A 22,142-nucleotide genomic window follows, 5' to 3' on the forward strand; every position below is an offset into this window, starting at 1 on the left:
ACGGAGTGAACTATGTCCCGTAAAGAGCTAGCCAATGCCATTCGCGCCCTCAGCATGGATGCCGTGCAAAAAGCCAATTCCGGCCACCCCGGCGCGCCGATGGGCATGGCTGATATTGCCGAAGTGCTGTGGAACGACTTTCTGAAGCACAACCCCAACGATCCCACCTGGTACGATCGCGACCGCTTTATTCTCTCCAACGGTCACGCCTCAATGCTGCTCTACAGCCTGCTGCACCTTTCCGGCTACGATCTGCCGCTTGAGGAGCTGAAAAACTTCCGCCAGCTGCACTCCAAAACGCCGGGGCACCCTGAGATTGGCTATACGCCAGGGGTGGAGACCACCACCGGGCCGCTCGGTCAGGGGCTGGCCAATGCGGTTGGGCTGGCGATTGCCGAACGCACGCTGGCGGCGCAGTTTAACCAGCCGGACCACGAGATTGTCGACCACTACACCTACGTGTTTATGGGCGACGGCTGTCTGATGGAGGGGATCTCCCATGAGGTCTGCTCCCTGGCGGGCACGCTGGGGCTCGGCAAGCTGATTGGCTTCTACGATCACAACGGCATCTCCATCGACGGGGAGACCGAAGGCTGGTTTACCGACGACACGGCAAAACGCTTTGAAGCCTACCACTGGCACGTGGTGCACGAGATCGACGGTCACGATCCTGAGGCGGTGAAAAAAGCGATTCAGGAAGCGCAGAGCGTGAAGGATAAACCGTCCCTGATTATCTGCCGCACGGTCATCGGCTTCGGCTCGCCGAATAAGGCGGGCAAAGAGGAGGCGCACGGCGCGGCGCTGGGCGAGGAGGAAATCGCGCTGACCCGGCAAAAGCTGGGGTGGAAACATCCACCGTTTGAGATCCCGAAAGAGATCTACAGAGCCTGGGATGCCCGTGAGACGGGTGAAAAGGCCCAGCAGTCCTGGAACGAGAAGTTTGCCGCCTACAAAAAAGCGCACCCGGATCTCGCCGCCGAGTTTTCCCGCCGCATGAGCGGTGGCCTGCCGGAGGACTGGGACGATAGAACCCAGGCGCTGATTGAAAACCTGCAGTCCAACCCGGCGAAAATCGCCACCCGCAAGGCGTCGCAAAATACCCTGAACGCAATCGGCCCTCTTCTGCCCGAACTGCTCGGCGGCTCGGCGGATCTGGCGCCCAGCAACCTGACCATCTGGTCGGGCTCGAAATCGCTGAAAGAGGACATTGCCGGGAACTACATCCACTACGGCGTGCGCGAGTTTGGGATGACCGCGATTGCCAACGGCATCGCCCATCACGGCGGGTTTGTGCCGTACACCGCCACCTTCCTGATGTTCGTCGAGTACGCCCGTAACGCGGCGCGCATGGCGGCCTTAATGAAGGCGCGGCAGATTATGGTCTACACCCACGACTCCATCGGGCTGGGGGAAGACGGGCCTACGCACCAGGCGGTTGAACAGCTGGCGAGCCTGCGCCTGACGCCCAACTTCAGCACCTGGCGTCCGTGCGATCAGGTCGAAGCGGCGGTGGGCTGGAAGCTGGCGGTAGAACGCCACAATGGCCCAACGGCACTGATCCTGTCACGCCAGAACCTGGCGCAGATTGAGCGAACCCCGGAGCAGGTGAAAAACATCGCCCGCGGCGGCTACATCCTGAAGGACAGCGGCGGCAAGCCGGACGTGATCCTGATTGCGACCGGGTCCGAGGTGGAAATCACGGTGAAAGCGGCGGAGAAACTGACTGCCGAAGGACACGCGGTGCGCGTGGTGTCCCTGCCCTCAACGGATATTTTTGACGCCCAGGACGAGGCGTACCGGGAATCGGTCCTGCCGTCCAGCGTCGCGGCTCGCGTAGCGGTGGAAGCCGGTATTGCCGACTACTGGTACAAATATGTCGGGCTCAAAGGGGCGATTGTCGGCATGCGGGGCTACGGCGAGTCCGCCCCTGCCGATAAGCTGTTCCCGTACTTCGGCTTTACCGTTGAGAACGTGGTGGAGAAGGCGCTGAGCGTACTGTAGTGTTTTACCGCGTGATCCACAGCGTGGGCCAGGCATCTGGCCCGTTCCAGTTGTCGCAGCTGGGCTCCTCGGCGTAGCGCACCAGGCGGAAGCGCTGGCCGTCAAAACGCCAGCGCGTCTGGATCCCGCAATCGCCCAAACCGCGCCCCAGCGCGAGCGTTGTCAGCTCGCGCGTCTTTTCATCGAAGCTGGCGTTCATCAACTCCATTTCGCTCCCGTCGCCTGACGGCGTAAACGGCAGACGCAGCCTGACGCTGCGCGCGGTGAACGGTTTTTTACGCGATACCAGCCACGCCAGATCGACCGTGTTATAGGCCCCCGCCTCGCAGCTGACGATCAGCAGCGCTTTGTCATCGGTTAACGCGGTGACGCGCACTTCCCGACGGTTAGGATCCAGCGAGCACTGGCTTGCGTTCATCCGCCCGGTACCATAGTCCAGCAGGTCGTTCAGTTCGGCGTGGGAGAGCGGCGTCGGGGTCGGGTTGACGACCGCCACCTTTTTAAGGGCAGGAGCAGGCGGAACGCTTAACGGCGGATCGTCACCTTTCTTGATCCACGCGGTTTCACTGCCGACGCGCTTTTGCTGCGCATCAATGAACAGCAGCGCGGCTTTCAGACCGCTCAGCGAAATAACCTGCTTACCGTCGCGCAGGGTCAGGGCCTTCCCTTCCTGGATGTTTTTCAGAAAGGCGGTGATGGTAGCCGCATCGTCCGTTTTAAGATGCCAGGGCGTGAGCTGCCAGCGCTGTTTGTCCAGCTTCAGGGGAACGTTATCCAGCAGCAGCCGGGGGGCAATCTCTGGCTCTTTTACCGAGGGCGTATCAAGGCCGCCGAGATCGATACGCAGCGTGGCGTCCGTTTTCGCGCCGGCGCTACGGGTGAGCGTCATGACCAGACCACGGTGTTCACCCGTGTTGCGTGCGAGGCAAAAATTCTGGTTGTTGCAGGTTACCTGCCAGTCGGAGAAGGCTTGCTGGGCAGGTGCAGCCCGCACCTGCGGCGCGAGGAGCACACAAAACAGGTAAAACAAAAAGACGCTGTAGCGCATGAATGACACAATCCCGGAACGAAAACGCTTAACTGGGCAGTATCTTCGTGTTCCCGCCGGGGTTGCTCAATCGGATTTATCAGATATACCCGAAAAACAGGCTATATCCGTTCGAAAGTGGTGTTCATCAGCCCGGTTGTCTGTAAATACTGCAGTAATATCACCGCTTTACCATCCCTGATTTCGCCTGAACGCACCATCTCCACCGCCCGGGCAAAAGGAAGCTCCAGCACTTCGATATCTTCATCCTCCACGCCACCGCCGCGGTGAGTGCGCTGCGCGTCGCTGTATTCCGCAATGAAGAAATGCACAATTTCCGTTACGCCGCCCGGCGACATAAACAGCTCGAAGACCTTTTTGACCTCGCCCACTTCGAAGCCGGTCTCTTCCACGGCCTCTTTGCGGATACAAACTTCCGGCTCATCATCATCGAGCAGGCCCGCGCAGGTTTCAATCAGACGTCCGTCAGGGTTGCCATTAACCCATGTCGCCACCCTGAACTGACGGATCAGCACCACGCTCTGCTTTTCACGGTTATAGAGCAGAATGGTTGCCCCGTTGCCGCGGTCGTAGACCTCGCGCTTGTGGCGGATCACCTCACCGTTGTTACGTGTAAGATCATAGGTGATGTTACGCAGGACAAAGTAGTTTTCAGAGAGAATTTTGTCTTTGATAACGTCAATTTTCAGGGTCATACGGGCTCCACAACACAATGAGTCGTCTTATACTACGCCGTGAATCCCGCTTTGTCGCCCGCCGGTTTAATGATGATTTGGCGCGTTAACCCCAAGCCAGTCGAGTATCCCCTGCGCCGCATGACGCCCTTCCGCCATTGCGGTCACCACCAGATCCGCGCCGCGTACCGCATCGCCCCCGGCGAAGATTTGTGGGTTAGTCGTCTGGTAACGGTAGCGGCTCTCGACGGAGGCAACGATCCGCCCCCGGTCGTCCGTTTCGACACCCTGCGCCTGCAGCCACGGCATCGCGTGCGGGTTAAAACCAAACGCCATGATGACCGCATCAGCCGCCATCACGAACTCGCTGCCCGCCATGGGAACCGGTCGACGCCGTCCCTGCGCGTCCGGTTCACCGAGCTCGGTACGCAGCATCCGGATACCGTTGATCTTACCGTTCGGATCCAGCGTCAGCTCAACCGGCTGGACGTTAAATTCAAACGCCGCACCCTCTTCTCGGGCGTTCTTCACCTCTTTCTTCGAGCCAGGCATATTGGCCTCATCCCGACGATAGGCGCAGGTCACCTTTGCCGCGCCGTGGCGTAACGCGGTGCGGACGCAGTCCATCGCGGTATCGCCCCCGCCAAGCACCACCACGTTTAAGCCATGGGTGTCGATAAACGGTTCGCTGGCCGTCGACTCCAGCCCCATAACGTGCCGCGTGTTACCTACAAGGAAAGGCAGCGCGTCATAGACCCCTGGCGCGTCTTCATGCGGGATACCCGCCTTCATCGAGCGATAGGTTCCCACGCCAATAAACAGGGCGTCGTACTCGTTCTTTAACTGCGACATCGACACGTCCTGGCCCACCTCGCAGTTCAGCTCGAAGCGGATCCCCATCGCGGTAAATATCTCTCTGCGCCGCGCGAGCAGCGATTTGTCCAGCTTGAATGCCGGGATGCCAAAGGTCAGCAATCCGCCAATTTCCGGATGCCGGTCATAGACCGTCACACTCGCGCCGCTGCGCGCCAGCACGTCGGCGCACGCCAGCCCGGCGGGCCCCGCGCCGACGATCGCGACACGTTTACCTGTCGGCGTGACGGCGGACATATCTGGCCGCCAGCCCATCGCCAGCGCCCGATCGGAGATATAGCGCTCAATGTTACCGATGGTCACGGATCCCGCCTCTTCACGTATTGTGCAGGCACCCTCGCATAATCGGTCCTGCGGACAGACGCGGCCGGTAATTTCAGGTAAACAGTTGGTCTGATGTGAAAGCTCGACCGCGTCGGCGATATCCCCCGCGTTGAGGCGCTCGATCCACTGCGGGATGTGGTTATGCAGCGGGCAGGTCCATTCGCAAATGCTGTGCTCTCCGCATTTCAGGCAGCGCGACGCCTCGCGGGCGGCCTGCTCGTCCCGGAACGGCAGGTAAATTTCGTTAAAATGGCTCACGCGTTCTGCGGCAGCCAGCTTGTCGGGCTCGCCGCGTGGCGGGGTTGTTTGCATCTGATGCAGTTTGGTGCGCGAAGCGTCTTCTCTGACGGCTTCCGCGTGCCAGGGCTGCGCCTCCAGGCAGGCCGTGCGCTGGCGGCGCGATTTCGCCAGAGTATCAAGGACAGCAGGCGTCGCCAGTGAGAGGACATCTGCCGGGCAATTTTCGATACAGGCCGGGCCGTGTAGCCGCGTCAGACAGAGATCGCATTTATTCGCCGAGGCCTTCACGCCGCCGCTGTCGAGCGGGGTGACGATAATCTCCATCGTGCCAAACGGGCAGGCCACCACGCAGGCCTTACAGCCGATGCATTTTTGTTGATTCACCTGTACGCTGTCATCGCATTTGCTGATGGCGCCGTTCGGGCAACTTTGCGCGCAGGGCGCATTTTCACAGTGATGGCAGGTGACGGGGCTACTCTTCTCGCCGGACCTCAGGACCGTAATGCGGGGATGAAAATGGCGCTCGCTCAGGACGTGCTGCTCATCGTTGTGCGCCATCACGCAGGCCACTTCGCAGGCGCGACACCCGATGCACTGCTGGCTGTTAGCCATAATAAAACGATTCATAACCACACCTGTTTTTGGTTCAATAACCTTATTCTTTGTATGAATATGGTATTTACGCATCACGGCGCGATCGGGCAATGTTCAAATGCCCGGAATGCCGAATTATTTACAGTGAACCTGTAGCAGATCAATTTTATTCAGAGAGCCGTTCTGTGACCGTCAAACGACCCGTTTCCGGAAGCCTTGCCTGGGCTTTCTTTTCGATAATTGCCTTATCCGTGCTGACCAGCACCGTCGCGCTGCTGACGCTAGCCAGCAGCCAGCGTGACGCCGAAGCCATTAATATCGCGGGTTCACTGCGCATGCAGAGCTATCGTCTGGGCTACGAGATGCAGCGCAACAGCCCTTCCCTTGCCGCGCATCGCGACAGCTGGCAACGGACGCTGAGCGCGCCTGCCCTGCAGAAGCTGAACCGCTGGTACGTCCCGGACAATGTTAAAGCGCGCTACCAGCAGCTGCACGTGGCCTGGCTGGAGATGGATGCGCGCATCGCCCGCGGCGACAGCGCGTGGTATCAAACCCACATTGAGGATTTTGTCGGCCGTATTGATGCCTTTGTGCTCGTCCTCCAGCACTACACCGAACATAAAATTCAGACGGTGACCCTGCTCTCGCTGGCGGGCGCTCTCGGGATCCTGCTGCTGACGCTATTTACCCTGCGAGGCATCCGTCGCCAGGTGGTGTTGCCGCTTAACAATCTGGTGGCGGCCAGCGAACGGGTTGAGCGAGGGGAATTTGCAACCCCGGCGCCCGATACCGCCCTGCCGAACGAGCTGGGCCAACTCTCCCGCGCCTTCAACCACATGTCCGCCGAGCTGGCTACGCTCTACCGTTCGCTCGAAGCCTCGGTCGCGGAAAAGACTCGGCATTTGCATGAAGCCCACCAGCAGCTCGACATGCTGTTCAAATGCTCTCAGGCGCTGAATACCGGCCAGATAGACAGCCACTGCTTTCGGCATATCCTGCAGATTGTCCATGACTATACGCAAATGAATTATCTCGAACTGCGCACCAGCGACGACTGGCGGCTGTCTGAAGGGACGGAGTCACATGGCATTCCTTTGCAGCACCTGCCGGTACTGATGCAGGACACCCTTTATGGCGAGCTGCGCTGGCAAAGCGAGACGGACAGCGTTCCCCTTCCGCTGATGAGAAGCGTGGCGACCATGCTCGGGCGCGGGCTGTACTTTAACCAGGCGCAAAAACATTACCAGCAGCTGCTGCTGATGGAAGAGCGCGCCACCATTGCACGCGAGCTGCACGATTCGCTGGCGCAGGTGCTGTCGTATCTGCGCATTCAGCTTGCGCTGCTCAAACGCGCCGTGCCCGAGGAAAATATCCCGGCGCAGACCATCATCACCGACTTTTCCCGCGAGCTGAACAATGCCTGGCAGCAGCTTCGCGAGCTGCTTACCACCTTCCGCCTGACGCTCAACCACGCGAACTTACCCGCGGCGCTGCAGGAGTCCCTCGACGTCCTGCAGAGCCAGACGCAGGCGAAGCTGCATCTCGACTGCCGCCTCTCCTCGCTGGCGCTGGACGCGCAAAAGCAGGTGCATTTGCTGCAGATCGTGCGTGAGGCCGTGCTGAACGCCATTAAGCACGCGCAGGCCAGCGAGATCACCGTCAGCTGCGTGACCGCCGTGGACGGTACGCACAGCGTCAGCATACGCGATAACGGCATCGGGATTGGCGAAGCCAGCGAGCCGCCGGGACACTACGGCCTGAACATTATGCGCGAACGCGCGCAACGGCTCGGCGGGATGCTGCACTTCTCGCAGCCGCAAAACGGCGGCACGCTGGTCAGCGTGACGTTCCCGGCGCCCACGCCGTTAACGGGTAAATAACGGTAAAGAGGGAAGCGCAGGGAAAAGCGCATGATAATTTACATTATCTCCTTTATTTCTCCACGTTTGACCTGGGCCTTACCGCTAAAGTTATGCGGGCAATAAACAATAATGACGTGCAGCAAAACGAGGTCACTCTTTCATGGCGAATTTTTTCATCGATCGCCCCATTTTTGCCTGGGTGCTTGCCATCCTGTTGTGTCTGACAGGTGTCCTGGCGATTACTTCACTGCCTGTTGAGCAATACCCCGATCTGGCGCCGCCTAACGTGCGCGTAACGGCAAACTACCCCGGCGCTTCCGCACAAACGCTGGAAAACACCGTGACGCAGGTTATCGAGCAGAACATGACGGGTCTGGATAACCTGATGTACATGTCCTCACAAAGTAGCGCCACGGGCCAGGCGACGGTTACCCTGAGCTTTAAGGCGGGCACGGACCCGGACGAAGCGGTGCAGCAGGTGCAAAACCAGCTGCAGTCGGCCATGCGCAAGCTGCCCCAGGCGGTGCAGAATCAGGGCGTGACCGTGCGTAAAACCGGTGATACCAACATTTTGACCATCGCGTTTGTCTCGACAGATGGCTCGATGGATAAACAGGACATTGCGGACTACGTCGCCAGTAATATTCAGGATCCCATCAGCCGTATCAACGGCGTCGGGGATATCGACGCCTATGGCTCACAATACTCTATGCGCATCTGGCTCGACCCCAACAAGCTGAACAGCGTCCAGATGACGGCAACCGACGTGACGAATGCCATCAAGGCCCAGAACGCCCAGATTGCGGTGGGGCAGCTGGGGGGAACGCCGTCCGTCGATAAGCAGGCCCTGAACGCCACCATCAATTCGCAATCCCTGCTGCAGACGCCGGACCAGTTCCGCAACATCACCCTGCGCGTGAATCAGGATGGGTCGGAAGTGCGTCTGGGCGATGTCGCCACGGTGGAAATGGGGGCGGAAAAATACGACTACCTGAGCCGCTTTAACGGCAATCAGGCCTCCGGTCTGGGGATAAAGCTTGCGTCCGGCGCAAACGAAATGGCCACGGCAAAACTGGTGTTAGACCGTCTGGACGAACTTTCACAGTATTTTCCGCACGGGCTGGAGTACAAAGTCGCCTACGAAACCACCTCCTTCGTTAAAGCGTCGATCGAGGACGTGGTGAAGACCCTGCTGGAAGCCATCGCGCTGGTATTCCTGGTGATGTACCTGTTCCTGCAAAACTTCCGCGCGACGCTGATCCCAACCATTGCCGTCCCCGTGGTGCTGCTGGGGACCTTTGCGGTGCTTTACGCGTTCGGGTACAGCATTAACACCCTGACGATGTTTGCGATGGTGCTGGCGATTGGCCTTCTGGTGGATGATGCCATCGTGGTGGTTGAAAATGTCGAGCGCATCATGAGCGAAGAAGGACTCTCGCCGCGCCAGGCGACGCGCAAATCCATGGGGCAAATTCAGGGGGCGCTGGTCGGTATCGCGATGGTGCTGTCGGCCGTCTTTATCCCGATGGCCTTCTTTGGCGGCACAACAGGGGCGATTTACCGTCAGTTCTCAATAACCATCGTCTCGGCGATGGTGCTCTCCGTGCTGGTGGCGCTGATCCTCACCCCCGCGCTGTGCGCCACCATTCTAAAACCGCTGCACAAAGGGGAGCAGCACGGGCAAAAAGGGTTCTTCGGCTGGTTTAACCGGATGTTCAACCGCAATGCCGCGCGGTATGAATCTGCCGTCGGTGGCGTGCTCCATCGCAGCCTGCGCTGGATGATGATTTACGTTGTGCTGCTGGGCGGCATGGTCTGGCTGTTTATGCATCTCCCCACCTCTTTTCTGCCGATGGAAGACCGCGGCATGTTCACCACCTCGGTGCAGCTCCCGAGCGGCGCAACGCAGCAGCAGACGCTGAAAGTGGTCCAGAAAGTGGAGCAGTACTTCTTCACCAAAGAGAAAGATAACGTTGTGTCGGTCTTCTCCACCGTGGGCTCTGGCCCGGGCGGAAACGGGCAGAACGTCGCCCGCATGTTCGTCCGCCTGAAGGACTGGGACGAGCGCGATACCCGAACGGGAACGTCATTTGCCATTATTGAACGCGCAACCAAAGCCTTTGCGCATATTAAAGAGGCGCGCGTCTTCGCCAGCAGCCCGCCGGCGATAAGCGGTCTGGGCAGTTCCGCCGGGTTTGATATGGAGCTGCAGGATCACGCCGGCGCGGGCCACACGGCGCTGATGGCGGCACGCGATAAGCTGCTAGCGCTGGCGGGCAACGGTCCTGGCCTGACCCGCGTCCGCCATAACGGTCTTGACGACAGCCCGCAGCTCCAGGTGGATATCGATCAGCGTAAGGCGCAGGCGCTGGGCGTGTCGATCAACGATATCAACGATACCCTGCAGACGGCGTGGGGCTCGAGCTATGTGAATGACTTTATGGATCGCGGCCGCGTGAAAAAAGTGTATGTCCAGTCCGCCGCGCCGTTCCGCATGCTGCCGGATGATATAAACCGCTGGTTTGTCAGGAATAACGCTGGCGGCATGGTGCCGTTCTCCGCGTTTGCCACCTCGCACTGGGAGAGCGGTTCGCCGCGTCTGGAGCGCTATAACGGCTACTCTGCGGTTGAAATCGTCGGGGAAGCTGCGCCGGGCGTCAGTACCGGTACCGCTATGGATACCATGGAAAAACTGGTCCAGCAGCTGCCCGCCGGTTTTGGTCTGGAGTGGACGGCCATGTCCTACCAGGAGCGACTCTCCGGGGCACAGGCTCCCGCACTTTACGCGCTCTCTCTGCTGGTGGTCTTCCTCTGCCTAGCCGCACTGTATGAAAGCTGGTCGGTACCGTTCTCGGTCATGCTGGTCGTGCCGCTTGGCGTCATCGGTGCGCTGCTGGCGACCTGGATGCGCGGCCTCGAGAACGATGTTTACTTCCAGGTGGGTCTGCTCACCGTGATTGGGCTATCGGCGAAAAACGCCATTCTGATCGTTGAATTTGCCAACGAGATGAATGCCAAAGGCCACGAGCTGATGGCCGCCACGCTGCACGCCTGCCGTCAGCGCTTACGCCCGATCCTGATGACGTCGCTGGCGTTTGTCTTTGGCGTACTGCCGATGGCAACCAGTACGGGCGCAGGCTCCAGCAGCCAGCATGCCGTCGGGACGGGAGTGATGGGCGGCATGATTTCGGCAACCATCCTGGCCATTTACTTCGTGCCGTTGTTCTTTGTGCTGGTCCGTCGTCGCTTCCCGCTAAAGGAACGGGCTGAGTAAGTGATTGAAATAAAAAAAGGCGGTTTTATCGGCCGCCTTTTTATTGTGTGATTAATTCACACTATGGTTATTTTACTTATTTTAGTGCTCTTGCAATTCTTACTGAATGTCATTTACGAAGCATGCCTTCGATAAAATCTTTCCAGTTCCCCAGTTCACGTTCAATCATAACAACCTCTCTTATTATTATGCGCATTCTACAAAAACGGACCATCATTGTGAAGACTATTTAACCAATTGCTGTGATTGTACCCCACGTCCTGCGGGGATTTATGATAAATATGAACGGAGAGGCCTCAATTTTTTGTGACGGCTAGCAATATTTTGAAATAACCCTCCGAACGGGTGAGTTTTATTTTACCCGCTGAGTTTATTCGAAATTTAAACTTTATGGACATCTATGCTTAAAGGGTGAAAGAATATTCAGCGTACAGATGTGAGTTGAATTAAGAAGAAGCGTAAATCCAGACGATTCCTGAATGTGTTATATTCCACTTAAGGATATATCTTCGAATTTACTGAACGTTTAATCATCATTAGGTCAAAAGGATTCACCATGGTTGTGATGTACGGCATTAAAAATTGCGACACCATAAAAAAAGCCCGTCGCTGGCTGGAAGCAAACGGCGTGGAGTACCGTTTCCACGATTACCGAGCCGACGGGCTTGATGCAGAATTTCTGCATAGCGCGATCGGCGAACTGGGGTGGGAAGCCCTGCTGAACACGCGCGGCACCACCTGGCGTAAGCTGGACGAATCTCTGCGCGCCAGCATCAACAACGCCGACAGCGCGGCAAAACTGATGCTCGACATGCCGGCAATTATCAAACGCCCATTGCTCTGCGCGCCAGGGCAGCCTATGCTGCTGGGTTTCAGTGAAACCCTTTATTCCGACTTTTTTCGTTGAGGTGTAGTTTATGTCATGCCCGGTCATTGAGCTGACTCAGCAGCTTATTCGCCGTCCTTCCCTTAGCCCGGACGACGCAGGTTGTCAGGCACTTATGATTGAGCGCCTGCGTGCCATCGGTTTTACCGTTGAACGCATGGATTTTGGCGATACCCAGAACTTCTGGGCGTGGCGCGGACAGGGCGAAACGCTGGCCTTTGCCGGGCATACTGACGTCGTTCCCGCCGGTGACGCGGATCGCTGGATTAACCCGCCGTTTGAGCCGACCATCCGCGACGGCATGCTGTTTGGTCGCGGCGCGGCAGACATGAAAGGCTCCCTGGCGGCGATGGTCGTGGCGGCAGAGCGCTTTGTGGCTCAGCATCCAAACCACAAAAACCGTCTGGCGTTTTTAATCACCTCCGACGAAGAAGCCAGCGCCCATAACGGTACCGTGAAGGTCGTTGAAGCGCTGATGGCGCGTAACGAGCGTCTCGACTACTGCCTGGTCGGTGAGCCGTCCAGTACCGAAGTGGTGGGCGATGTCGTCAAAAACGGGCGCCGCGGCTCGCTGACCTGTAACCTGACCATTCACGGCGTTCAGGGGCACGTTGCATACCCGCATCTGGCCGATAACCCGGTCCATCGCGCTGCGCCGATGCTGAGCGAGCTGGTGGGCATCGAGTGGGATAAAGGCAACGAATTCTTCCCGCCGACCAGCATGCAGATTGCGAACGTCAAGGCCGGAACCGGCAGCAACAACGTGATCCCGGGCGATTACTTCGTCCAGTTTAACTTCCGCTTCAGCACCGAACTGACCGATGAGATGATCAAGGCGCGCGTTATCGCGCTGCTGGAAAAATATCACCTGCGCTACACCGTGGAGTGGTGGCTTTCCGGCCAGCCGTTCCTGACGCATCGCGGTAAGCTGGTGGATGCGGTGGTGAACGCCATCGAGCACTATAATGAAATTAAGCCACAGCTGCTGACAACGGGTGGCACCTCAGACGGACGCTTTATCGCCCGTATGGGTGCCCAAGTTGTCGAACTGGGTCCAGTGAACGCAACCATTCATAAAATCAATGAGTGTGTCAATGCGGCAGATTTGCAACTGCTGGCCCGTATGTATCAACGTATTATGGAGCAACTCGTCGCCTGACGAACGCTCTGAGAGGAATAGCGAATGGATTGGCTTTCAAAGTACTGGTGGATTCTGGTGTTGGTTTTTCTGGTCGGCGTACTGCTGAACGTGATTAAAGATCTTAAGCGCGTTGACCATAAAAAATTTCTCGCCAATAAACCGGATCTTCCCCCGCACCGTGATTTTAACGACAAGTGGGACGATGACGACGACTGGCCGAAGAAGGACCAGAAGAAGTAATCCCCTCACCCCCAGCCCCTCTCCCCAGAGGGGCGAGGGGAGCCATGTTCCCTCCCCCTTAGAGGTGAGGGGAAATAATCACATAAACTCTACAATATCATCGTTATCCGGCTTGCCGCCGCTGAGCGCTTCATCAAAGTAGTGCTTCGGTACGGTATAGCGCAAACGATCGAGCGCGAACTGCATGCTACGGTCGTCAATCGCGTGGCCCAGATCGTCAACGATATCCAGCGTCACGTCTCCACCTTCGCGAATCAGCGCTTCCTGAGCGGCAACCGCATGCGAGAGCTCAATCACCCGGTCTTCGCCACCGTGGATCAGGTGGATCGTGGTCTGCGTGGTCGCGCTTGTCGGTAACGTCGCAAAACGGCCGTTAAACGCAATGACGCGTGACGCCAGACCCGGCTGCGCTTTTACGCTTTCCAGCGACATGATTGACCCCTGCGAGAAGCCTATCAGCGCGGTCGCGTCAGCACCCACGCCGCTCTGCTGCTGCCAGTAGCGGACGACGTCGATAAAGGTCGGCATGATGGCGTCGATGCGAGCCTGACGATTCTCTTCCGTCACGCCCTGAACAGAGAACCACTGGCGTCCGTTCGGACCACATGGCTCTACGCCACCGATGCTGACAATCAATGCTTCCGGAAACACGGGCGCAAACCAGCTGCCAATCTGACCCATATTGACGGCATTATCGCCAACGCCATGAAACAGAAGCAGTAACTGTTTAGCCGGTTTGTCAGGGCTTTGAACAACAAAATGGTCGTGTTTCATGGTGGTCTCCTTAATAGATGACCTGGATTCTACGCCTCCCGACGTGAATGACCATGCCACTTTACTGAAGAAGTCATTGAAAAAATTGCCATTGCAAAATGTCTTCTTTCAACTGCTGGCTACGGAGATAATCAAGACTTTCAATCGCTTGCGCGGTTTCATTCCGCAACGTTGCCAGCAACGCTTTTCGCCCGACGTCTTCCGTTTTTCCGTCCATTTTCCCGCGCAGGGCCGGAAGCGGCATATCCACGGTTAACAACAGCCGCGTCAGTGCGGCAACCGAGGTTGAAAACGCCCGATGCGCAAAAGCAAACCCCGCCAGCTCCAGCCAGTCGTCATTATTAAGGGTAGCTTCCCAGCCGTCTTCCACGGGGATCTTTTCACCGTTCCAGGCCGATAGCACCCGCGCATCGCGCTTCAGACGCTGCTGCGCCTGCTCGCACAGCTGGCGCCCGGCCTCGCTCTGCGGCAGCAACGCCATCGCGGTGTAGCAGCCGCTGCTGGCTTCACGATGGCTGCCCATCCGCACCAGCACAAACCCACATTGCTGCCAGAAACGCCACAGCTCATCGGTATAACCAAAGCTCACCGACAGATAGTCTTCGCCGCTGGCGCCGCGAACAAGCGCCTGGCCAATCCCTTCCCGCTGACGGTGAGGATGTACGGCAATGCGGGTCACCCGTCGTCCTCTGAGCGTCGCCGCCAGCGGAGAGCCGCCGTGCGCCGCCAGAGACTGCGCCACCAGGTTACCGCGCGGACGCCGGTATCCTGCCCACACGGCGCGGCTAAGCTCAGGGGAGAGCCCGCCCTCCTCCACCAGCCAGAGCGCCCCGGCGATAACCGGATTCGTTTCGGCAACGGCAAACTGCTGCCCGGGCGCGTCCATCATGCGGCGTAAATCGAGCGGCGAGGTGCGATAATGCGCCGCGCAGAGAAGCTCATATACGCTCGCTGCAAGCGCCGGGCGGCTTTCCCATGCCGTCGGCGTCAGAGACGTTAAACGCACCTCCCCTTCCGGGCGTCGGTCAATCAGCGTATCGTCAAACAGCAGCGCGCTGGCAACAACCCGCTCAAGCGGGCAGCCCGCCGCCCAGCGTACCGGTGTAGATAAGCTGTAGCGCTGCAGCCCGGTAAACCGACCGCAGAATTTAAGCAAGAATCCCCGACCCGTCCCTTCATATCCCTGCACCGTGGTGGTCAACAGCACGCGAGGGAAACGGACAGCTAGCTTTTCCAGCAGAGGTCCGGGGATCGCAGCGGCTTCATCGACAATTAGCCAGTCAGCCTGGTATGAAGAGGCAAGCAGCGCGTCCGGGGCCATAAAATGAAAACGCTCTCCGGCAAAGCGGGCGATGATATCCGTCGCCCCCTTCGACGGTGCGGTAACCACGGCGCTGCCGGCAATGCGGTTCAGCAGCATTCCCGCCAGGGCTGATTTTCCTCGCCCGCGCGCGGCGGTGACGGCCACGATGCCCTCCGGCATCCCCAGCAGCACATCCAGGATCTCAGCCTGCTCGCGCTGCGGTGCGCCGCTGGCAGGCTGCCAGTCTGGCGCGTCGGGTAAAGGCGGAAGGGATAACCCGCAGCCCTGAAGCCAGACAATAGCGTCGGGATCGGCGGCAATCGTGCGGCAGAAATGGTGGACAAAATGCGGCGTGGCTATCGCTTCGGCGCTGTCGCTCCAGCGCAGTGAATCGCTGTCTGGCAACCCGGGCCACGCATCAAGCGGCGGAACCCGCAGCACCAGAAGGCTTCCGGCGCTCAGCGTTCCGCTCAGGGCGGCAAATGCGGCGACATCAAACCCGGCGCTGGCGTCAAAAACAGCGTGCCGGAACTCGCGTCCCAGCAGGCCGCTGATGGCTTTTGAAGGATGTTCGTCAAGCCTTACCCAGTCTCCGGGCAAGGCGTCACGCAGGGTCAGCGCCTGGGTTAACGTCCACTGCGCCTCACCGCTGAGCACCACCAGCCGACGATGGCCGGTGCGCTCAAGCTCTCTTATCAGCTGTTCAAACTCCAGCATTACATCGTTTTGCCGAAGGTATTACACTGCGCCGGATCGCCGCTGTCGAAGCCGCGTTTGAACCAGCTATAGCGCTGCTGTGAAGTACCGTGTGTGAAGCTGTCCGGCACGACGCGCCCCTGGCTTTGCTGCTGAAGACGGTCGTCACCGATAGCCTGAGCGGCATTTAACGCCTCTTCAAGATCGCCGGATTCCAGCACGCCCTGCTGCTGCATGCTGTGGCCCCAGACGCCCGCGAAGCAGTCCGCCTGCAGCTCCATTTTAACGGAAAGGCGGTTCACGTCAGCCTGAGACGCATTTTGCTGGAGCTGGCGCACTTTGGGCTCAATCCCCAGCAGCTTTTGCACGTGATGACCGACTTCATGCGCGATCACGTAGCCCTGGGCAAAATCACCGTCAGCGCCAAGCTTGCGTTTCATGTCATCGTAAAAAGAGAGATCGATATAGACGGTGCCGTCTGCCGGGCAGTAGAACGGCCCCATCACAGATTGCCCGGTACCGCATCCGGTGCGGGTTGCCCCCCGGTACATCACCAGTTTCGGCTGCTGGTAGGTACGCCCCATCTTCTCAAATAGCTGACCCCAGGTGTCTTCTGTTGTGGCGAGAATAACGGAGGTAAATTTGGCCGCTTCATCTTCATTCGGGCTGATGGAGCGCTGAGAATGCTCCTGCTGCTGCAGCGGCTGACCGGTCATCAACCCGGTGAGGTCAACGCCGTAATATCCCGCAACCAGCACGACAATCAGCAGGATTATCCCGCCCTTGCCGCTGGGTAACCGGAAGCCTGGTCCTCCCATTGAAGGACCGCCGCCGCCATCACTGCGTCTGTCTTCTACATTGTCACTTTCACGACGCCCTTGCCAGCGCATAACCACCTCGAACTATTCCATTTATAATAGCTATGATCGTAGGCGGTTAACGGCAAGATTACCATAGGAAACAAAGGTAAGACGCCAAAGGATGGGAACATCCTTTGGCAAGTGAGGGAGTTAGTCGAGCTTAACGCCTAAACGGTGAGCAACCGCTTCGTACGCTTCAATCAGGCCACCCAGGCTCTGACGGAAACGGTCTTTGTCCATTTTATCCAGGGTTTCTTTATCCCACAGGCGGCTACCGTCTGGTGAGAACTCATCGCCCAGCACCACTTCGCCTTTGAACAGACCAAACTCCAGCTTGAAGTCGACGAGGATCAGGCCCGCGTCATCAAACAGTTTTTTCAGCACGTCGTTGGCTTTGTAGGTCAGCTCCTGCATACGCGCCAGGTTCTCTTTGCTCACCCAGCCGAAGGTTTCGCAGTAGGATTCGTTGACCATCGGGTCGTGCATGGCATCGTTTTTCAGGAACAGGTCGAACAGCGGTGGATTCAGTTCGATACCTTCTTCAATGCCCAGACGCTTCACCAGGGAGCCCGCCGCACGGTTACGAATAACGCACTCAACCGGAACCATATCCAGTTTTTTCACCAGACATTCCGTATCGGACAGTAACGCTTCCATCTGGGTCGGGATGCCCGCTTCGGCCAGTTTGGTCATAATGAAGTGGTTGAACTTGTTGTTCACCATGCCTTTACGATCGAACTGCTCAATGCGTGCGCCATCCCCTGCTGACGTATCATTGCGGAACTCGAGCACCAACAGATCCGGGTTTTCCGTGCTGTATACGGTCTTCGCTTTGCCACGATACAACTCAGCTTGCTTCTGCATCTTCATTACTCCTGGTGTGATGATTTGTGTTCAAAACTGGGGATATTATGCCACGCACACGTTTGCGTAGCACTAAAATAAAAAGGGCTGGATTCACCAGCCCTCGTATTTATTTGCTGAATGCTGCCTGGAAGACAGCGACCAGCGCATCGTTCTGCGACTGGGTCAGCGTATGACCTTTTGGATCGATAAACTGCAGACTGCTGCGGTTATCAAGGTCGCCTACCTGAATCTTGTAGTCACCGGAGGCAAGCTGAGGATCTTTCGCGCCCAGTTCCTGCCATGCGCTGTCGGAGAGCGGCTTATACGTTGCCGTCATGCTGCCGGTTGAACGCGTGCTGTCGGTCACTTTCATGCCCACTTTTTCCAGCGTCGCTGGCAGACGCTGCCAGGTCTGGTTAAACGGTGCACGCACCACCAGCATTGGCAGGCCGGTATCATCCGCACCGCTTTGCACATCGAAGGTCGCGCCGTTGCGGCTCTGCGCGGCGTTGGCGGCATCGGTAGCGGTCTTATCCAGACCCGCGGCAATCACGTTCAGCATTTCGGTACTGTAACGCTGCAGGGACGCGGCATCCGCAACCGGTTTACCCGCCTGCTCCAGGTTCAACAGCTTAACGTTAACCGCCTGCTGGTAACCCTGTGGTTTAACGGAGACTTGATAACGACCGCGGTACTGCTGGTCTTCATCCAGGCGGTTCCATTCGATCCAGTCGGTGGTTAACGTCTGGCTGGCGTCATCGCGTTTATCGATGGTGTAGTTCTTCGACTGAATGACGCTGACAACCTGCGGCCACAGCGTGCTACCGCGCGCGCTCTCAACCATCAGAGACGCCGTATCACCGGTGAACTGGGTACGCGCCCCGCTGACCAGCGCCAGAGGCTGTGCTGGCGGACGAATATCAAGCGCTTTACCGACCAAGCCGCTGCCGTTGGTCACGGGAATATTATAATCGCCGTTCTGAATCGGCAGGATCATACCAGCCGGTGCGTGAAGTTCAGCAAGCGGGGTCGCATCCAGATAGGATTCATCACCGCTCACCTGGCGCTTGTAGCGCGAATCTGAACTACAGGCAGCGAGCAGCATAACAAGCGAAACACTCGCAACCTTCGCCAGGCGCGACTTCTGTACTGAATAAGCCATCAAATCTCCCTAAACTCTACAGCAAACCGGCATGCTTCAGCGCCGCCCTGACGATGTCACGACCGTGGTCGGTAATCGGTGTCATTGGCAGACGCAGCGTATCGGTTGCTACAAGCCCCAACTCCTTACATGCCCATTTCACTGGGATCGGATTGGGTTCGACAAATAATTTATTGTGCAGCGGCATCAGACGCTGATTAATGACGCGCGCTTCATCAAAGTGACCGGCTGCGGCCAGTTTGCACATTTCAGCCATATCGCGCGCCGCAACGTTTGACGTTACGGAGATCACGCCATGACCACCGAGCTGCATAAAGTCCAGCGCGGTCGCATCATCACCACTCAACAGGATAAAGTCGTCTGAAACCAGCTCTTTGATCTGATGAACGCGGCTTAAGTTCCCTGTCGCCTCTTTAATACCGATAATATTTTTTACTTCCGAGAGACGACCAACGGTTTCCGGCAGCATATCGCAACCGGTACGGGACGGCACATTATACAGAATTTGTGGCAAGTCAGTATGTTCAGCGATGGCTTTGAAGTGCTGGAACAAACCTTCCTGAGTAGGACGGTTGTAATAAGGGGTCACCGTCAGACAGCCCACGATGCCGCTGTCGTTAAAACGCTTGGTCAGGCTGATAGCTTCTGCGGTTGCATTAGCCCCTGTCCCCGCGATGACCGGAATACGTCCGTCCGCCAGTTCTAGGGTCAGCATCACCACATCGCCGTGCTCGTCGTGGCTCAGCGTTGCGGATTCACCGGTAGTCCCTACCGAAACGATCGCCGAGGTTCCGTTGGCGACATGGTAATCAATGAGCTTCTTCATGCTTGACCGGCAGACATTACCTTTTTCATCCATCGGTGTAACAAGCGCGACAATACTTCCCGTGAACATGAGCCATCCTCTGTGCGAACAAGAGCCTCAATGTTACGTTTGGAACTGTAATAAAAGCAAGCGACCTGAGGCTCGCAGGCGGTTGTATGCATGTTTTTTTTATGCTTTCCTTAGGAAGACTTAACCATGCAAAGGAAGAACAGGTTTGACAACCTCATCACAACATTACCTGGTTATCACTGCGCTGGGTGCCGACAGGCCGGGTATCGTGAACACCATCACCCGTCACGTAAGCAGCTGCGGCTGTAATATCGAAGACAGCCGTCTGGCGATGCTTGGCGAAGAGTTCACATTTATTATGTTGCTTTCCGGGACATGGAACGCCATTACGTTGATTGAATCGACCCTGCCGCTGAAGGGGGCCGAACTGGATTTGCTGATTGTCATGAAGCGCACCACCGCGCGTCCGCGTCCGGCACTGCCTTCTACCGTCTGGGTGCAGGTTGAAGTGCCTGATTCACCGCATCTGATTGAGCGTTTCACCGCGCTTTTTGACAATCATCAGATGAATATTGCCGAACTGGTTTCCCGTACGCAGACAAGCGATGACCAGGGTCTTCCGGTGCTGTTTATTCAAATTACCGCGCACAGCCCTGCCTCACAGGATGCGTCAAATATCGAGCAAGCGTTCAAAGCCCTCTGTACAGAATTAAACGCGCAGGGCAGTATAAGCGTCGTCAATTATTCGCAGCACGAACAGGATGGAGTTGAGTAATGAACCCACTGAAAGCCGGTGACATCGCACCGAAATTTAGCTTACCGGATCAAGACGGCGAGCAAGTAAATTTGACCGACTTCCAGGGACAGCGTGTTCTGGTCTATTTCTACCCGAAAGCCATGACCCCCGGCTGCACCGTACAGGCCTGCGGCTTACGCGACAACATGGACGAGTTGAAAAAAGTCGGTGTGGAAGTGCTGGGTATCAGCACGGATAAACCAGAAAAGCTGTCACGATTTGCTGAAAAAGAGCTGCTGAACTTCACGCTGCTTTCTGATGAAGATCATCAGGTGTGCGAGCAGTTCGGCGTCTGGGGCGAGAAGACGTTTATGGGTAAAACCTACGACGGCATTCACCGCATCAGCTTCCTGATTGACGCTGACGGTAAAGTTGAACATGTGTTTGACGACTTCAAAACCAGCAACCACCACGACGTGGTGTTGAACTGGCTGAAAGCAAGCGCCTGATAAACAGCAAAACGGCAACCCAGGTTGCCGTTTTTAATGTTTTCCCCCTCTCCCCATGGGAGAGGGTCGGAGTGAGGGCATCAGGCCGCACAAAAACTACTTCTCTTCCACCGCCGGCACATCCGGCCACGCGTGGACCACGGCCTTAATCAGCGTCGCCAGCGGAATCGCAAAGAACACGCCCCAGAATCCCCACAGCCCGCCGAAAATCACCACGGATAAGATAATTACCAGCGGATGCAGGTTCACCGCTTCGGAGAACAGCACCGGTACCAGCAGGTTACCGTCCAGGCCCTGAATAATCAGGTACACCGCAAAGCAGCTCCAGAATTCTGTCCCCAGCCCAAACTGGAACAGCGCGACGCCAACAACCGGAATGGTCACCACAAACGCGCCGATGTATGGAATCAGGACCGACAGCCCCACCAGCACCGCCAGCAGCAGCGAGTAGTTCAGGCCGAAAATCAGGAAGCCAATCCAGGTGGCGACCCCCACGACAATCATCTCCAGCACCTTGCCGCGAATGTAGTTGGTGATCTGCTGGTTCATCTCTTCCCAGACCTGCCCTGCCAGCCCGCGGTTGCGCGGCAGAATACGGCGCACGGCGTTGAGCATCTGATCTTTATCTTTCACCAGGAAGAAAACCATCAGCGGCACGAGCACAAGGTAAACCGCCAGCGTCAGCAGTCCGACCAGCGAGGCCAGAGAGTACTTCACCACCGAATCGCCCATCGTCATGATGCGGGCGCGCATATTTTCGGCCATCGCGTCAATAATCCCGGCATCCATCAGGGCCGGGTAACGGCGCGGCAGCGTGGCGGCAAAATCAGACAGCTTGTTCAACATGCCGGGCATGTCGCGGATCAGGTTAATTCCCTGCTGCCAGGCGACCGGCATCACCACAAAGGCCATTAGCAGCAGGATGCCGACAAACAGCACCAGTACGATGCTGGTCGCCCAGCGGCGGGAACAGCCGATGTGTTCCAGGCGCGCCGTCGGCCACTCCAGCAGATACGCCAGCACAATCGCCACCAGCAGTGGCGCGAGCAGGCCGCTGAAGAAGAACAGAATACCGAACCCGGCAACCAGAATAACCAACAAAGCAATGGCTTCCGGGTCGCTGAACCGACGCCGGTACCACTGCATTAACATTTCGAGCATACAACCCTTCCCTGAATCGAATGGCGGGAGTGAGACGGTGAATTGTATCTAACTGTCACAAAAAAGACTTTCGCTTTTTGTATCCCGATCGCAATCCGCAAAA

Annotated in this window: 19 protein-coding genes; 8 read left to right on the forward strand and 11 right to left on the reverse strand. The window is 57.5% G+C overall.

Features of this window, described 5'->3' with window-relative positions; genetic code table 11:
• Positions 1-12: 12 nt before the first annotated feature.
• Positions 13-2,001 (forward strand): transketolase, encoded by a 1,989-nt coding sequence (gene tkt / locus HB664_RS19575; RefSeq protein WP_219940068.1) that lies wholly within the window; start codon positions 13-15, stop codon positions 1,999-2,001.
• A gap of 4 nt (positions 2,002-2,005) precedes the next feature.
• Here tkt and HB664_RS19580 read toward each other — a convergent pair whose 3' ends face one another.
• From HB664_RS19580 to aegA, 3 genes are all read right to left on the reverse strand, one after another.
• Complete coding sequence (locus tag HB664_RS19580; RefSeq protein ID WP_087823079.1) at positions 2,006-3,049, reverse strand: DUF1176 domain-containing protein; 1,044 nt, start codon at positions 3,047-3,049, stop codon at positions 2,006-2,008.
• 101 nt (positions 3,050-3,150) lie between these two features.
• A complete protein-coding gene (gene nudK / locus HB664_RS19585; protein ID WP_033146160.1) occupies positions 3,151-3,744 on the reverse strand; it encodes a GDP-mannose pyrophosphatase NudK in 594 nt (197 codons plus the stop codon).
• Between the two features lie 66 nt (positions 3,745-3,810).
• On the reverse strand, positions 3,811-5,787 hold the full coding sequence (gene aegA / locus HB664_RS19590; protein WP_094934574.1) for a formate-dependent uric acid utilization protein AegA: 1,977 nt from the start codon (positions 5,785-5,787) through the stop codon (positions 3,811-3,813).
• Positions 5,788-5,939: 152 nt separating this feature from the next.
• Between aegA and narQ the strand changes: the two genes are divergently transcribed.
• Both narQ and acrD read left to right on the forward strand, forming a co-directional pair.
• Positions 5,940-7,634 (forward strand): nitrate/nitrite two-component system sensor histidine kinase NarQ, encoded by a 1,695-nt coding sequence (narQ, locus tag HB664_RS19595; protein WP_094934575.1) that lies wholly within the window; start codon positions 5,940-5,942, stop codon positions 7,632-7,634.
• 142 nt (positions 7,635-7,776) lie between these two features.
• On the forward strand, positions 7,777-10,890 hold the full coding sequence (gene acrD / locus HB664_RS19600) for a multidrug efflux RND transporter permease AcrD (RefSeq protein WP_219940069.1): 3,114 nt from the start codon (positions 7,777-7,779) through the stop codon (positions 10,888-10,890).
• A 109-nt stretch (positions 10,891-10,999) separates the two neighbouring features.
• On the opposite strand, the gene ypfM is transcribed toward acrD, so the two are convergent.
• Positions 11,000-11,059, reverse strand: a complete 60-nt coding sequence (ypfM, locus tag HB664_RS19605) for a protein YpfM (protein ID WP_015572204.1) — start codon at positions 11,057-11,059, stop codon at positions 11,000-11,002.
• 387 nt (positions 11,060-11,446) lie between these two features.
• Between ypfM and HB664_RS19610 the strand changes: the two genes are divergently transcribed.
• From HB664_RS19610 to HB664_RS19620, 3 genes are read left to right on the forward strand one after another with little or no spacing between them, the layout of a single operon-like run.
• A complete protein-coding gene (locus HB664_RS19610) occupies positions 11,447-11,797 on the forward strand; it encodes an ArsC family reductase (RefSeq protein WP_033146164.1) in 351 nt (116 codons plus the stop codon).
• Positions 11,798-11,807: 10 nt separating this feature from the next.
• Entirely contained in the window at positions 11,808-12,935 is a 1,128-nt protein-coding gene (gene dapE, locus HB664_RS19615; RefSeq protein WP_033146165.1) for a succinyl-diaminopimelate desuccinylase, read from the forward strand.
• A gap of 24 nt (positions 12,936-12,959) precedes the next feature.
• Positions 12,960-13,157 (forward strand): YpfN family protein, encoded by a 198-nt coding sequence (locus HB664_RS19620; RefSeq protein ID WP_014171111.1) that lies wholly within the window; start codon positions 12,960-12,962, stop codon positions 13,155-13,157.
• Between the two features lie 78 nt (positions 13,158-13,235).
• Here the strand turns inward: HB664_RS19620 and ypfH are convergent, their stop codons facing one another.
• From ypfH to dapA, 6 genes are all read right to left on the reverse strand, one after another.
• Positions 13,236-13,931 carry an esterase gene (ypfH, locus tag HB664_RS19625; protein ID WP_033146166.1) on the reverse strand — a complete coding sequence of 232 codons (696 nt, stop codon included), beginning with the start codon at positions 13,929-13,931 and terminating at the stop codon, positions 13,236-13,238.
• A 73-nt stretch (positions 13,932-14,004) separates the two neighbouring features.
• The gene (locus tag HB664_RS19630; RefSeq protein WP_219940070.1) at positions 14,005-15,951 is read right to left on the reverse strand and encodes a tRNA(Met) cytidine acetyltransferase TmcA; all 1,947 of its coding nucleotides are present in this window, start codon (positions 15,949-15,951) and stop codon (positions 14,005-14,007) included.
• A complete protein-coding gene (locus HB664_RS19635; RefSeq protein WP_196354953.1) occupies positions 15,951-16,820 on the reverse strand; it encodes a neutral zinc metallopeptidase in 870 nt (289 codons plus the stop codon). The genes HB664_RS19630 and HB664_RS19635 overlap by 1 nt, the downstream gene beginning before the upstream one ends.
• Before the next feature lie 120 nt (positions 16,821-16,940).
• The gene (gene purC, locus HB664_RS19640) at positions 16,941-17,654 is read right to left on the reverse strand and encodes a phosphoribosylaminoimidazolesuccinocarboxamide synthase (RefSeq protein ID WP_023332985.1); all 714 of its coding nucleotides are present in this window, start codon (positions 17,652-17,654) and stop codon (positions 16,941-16,943) included.
• 109 nt (positions 17,655-17,763) lie between these two features.
• The gene (gene bamC / locus HB664_RS19645) at positions 17,764-18,798 is read right to left on the reverse strand and encodes an outer membrane protein assembly factor BamC (protein ID WP_033146169.1); all 1,035 of its coding nucleotides are present in this window, start codon (positions 18,796-18,798) and stop codon (positions 17,764-17,766) included.
• A gap of 16 nt (positions 18,799-18,814) precedes the next feature.
• Positions 18,815-19,693, reverse strand: coding sequence for a 4-hydroxy-tetrahydrodipicolinate synthase (gene dapA, locus HB664_RS19650; protein ID WP_033146170.1), 879 nt, complete (start codon positions 19,691-19,693; stop codon positions 18,815-18,817).
• A 145-nt stretch (positions 19,694-19,838) separates the two neighbouring features.
• Between dapA and HB664_RS19655 the strand changes: the two genes are divergently transcribed.
• Positions 19,839-20,408: a glycine cleavage system transcriptional repressor gene (locus tag HB664_RS19655; RefSeq protein ID WP_045888584.1), complete on the forward strand. Its 570-nt coding sequence runs from the start codon at positions 19,839-19,841 to the stop codon at positions 20,406-20,408.
• On the forward strand, positions 20,408-20,878 hold the full coding sequence (gene bcp / locus HB664_RS19660) for a thioredoxin-dependent thiol peroxidase (protein ID WP_032659360.1): 471 nt from the start codon (positions 20,408-20,410) through the stop codon (positions 20,876-20,878). Before HB664_RS19655 ends, bcp begins: the two co-directional genes overlap by 1 nt.
• A gap of 96 nt (positions 20,879-20,974) precedes the next feature.
• Here the strand turns inward: bcp and HB664_RS19665 are convergent, their stop codons facing one another.
• Positions 20,975-22,039 (reverse strand): AI-2E family transporter, encoded by a 1,065-nt coding sequence (locus HB664_RS19665; RefSeq protein WP_033146172.1) that lies wholly within the window; start codon positions 22,037-22,039, stop codon positions 20,975-20,977.
• Positions 22,040-22,142: the final 103 nt, after the last annotated feature.

The sequence above is a fragment of the Enterobacter sp. DNB-S2 genome (assembly GCF_019443845.1).
Lineage (GTDB): Bacteria > Pseudomonadota > Gammaproteobacteria > Enterobacterales > Enterobacteriaceae > Enterobacter > Enterobacter asburiae_B.

Excerpts from the sequence above, each read along its gene's own strand:
- bcp (WP_032659360.1), top strand. The coding sequence starts at position 20,408 with ATGAACCCACTGAAAGCCGGTGACATCGCACCGAAATTTAGCTTACCG.
- HB664_RS19630 (WP_219940070.1), bottom strand. The coding sequence starts at position 15,951 with ATGCTGGAGTTTGAACAGCTGATAAGAGAGCTTGAGCGCACCGGCCAT.
- aegA (WP_094934574.1), bottom strand. The coding sequence starts at position 5,787 with ATGAATCGTTTTATTATGGCTAACAGCCAGCAGTGCATCGGGTGTCGC.
- HB664_RS19610 (WP_033146164.1), top strand. The coding sequence starts at position 11,447 with ATGGTTGTGATGTACGGCATTAAAAATTGCGACACCATAAAAAAAGCC.
- dapA (WP_033146170.1), bottom strand. The coding sequence starts at position 19,693 with ATGTTCACGGGAAGTATTGTCGCGCTTGTTACACCGATGGATGAAAAA.
- HB664_RS19620 (WP_014171111.1), top strand. The coding sequence starts at position 12,960 with ATGGATTGGCTTTCAAAGTACTGGTGGATTCTGGTGTTGGTTTTTCTG.
- bamC (WP_033146169.1), bottom strand. The coding sequence starts at position 18,798 with ATGGCTTATTCAGTACAGAAGTCGCGCCTGGCGAAGGTTGCGAGTGTT.
- HB664_RS19635 (WP_196354953.1), bottom strand. The coding sequence starts at position 16,820 with ATGCGCTGGCAAGGGCGTCGTGAAAGTGACAATGTAGAAGACAGACGC.
- purC (WP_023332985.1), bottom strand. The coding sequence starts at position 17,654 with ATGCAGAAGCAAGCTGAGTTGTATCGTGGCAAAGCGAAGACCGTATAC.
- ypfH (WP_033146166.1), bottom strand. The coding sequence starts at position 13,931 with ATGAAACACGACCATTTTGTTGTTCAAAGCCCTGACAAACCGGCTAAA.
- acrD (WP_219940069.1), top strand. The coding sequence starts at position 7,777 with ATGGCGAATTTTTTCATCGATCGCCCCATTTTTGCCTGGGTGCTTGCC.
- nudK (WP_033146160.1), bottom strand. The coding sequence starts at position 3,744 with ATGACCCTGAAAATTGACGTTATCAAAGACAAAATTCTCTCTGAAAAC.
- HB664_RS19580 (WP_087823079.1), bottom strand. The coding sequence starts at position 3,049 with ATGCGCTACAGCGTCTTTTTGTTTTACCTGTTTTGTGTGCTCCTCGCG.
- dapE (WP_033146165.1), top strand. The coding sequence starts at position 11,808 with ATGTCATGCCCGGTCATTGAGCTGACTCAGCAGCTTATTCGCCGTCCT.
- tkt (WP_219940068.1), top strand. The coding sequence starts at position 13 with ATGTCCCGTAAAGAGCTAGCCAATGCCATTCGCGCCCTCAGCATGGAT.
- HB664_RS19665 (WP_033146172.1), bottom strand. The coding sequence starts at position 22,039 with ATGCTCGAAATGTTAATGCAGTGGTACCGGCGTCGGTTCAGCGACCCG.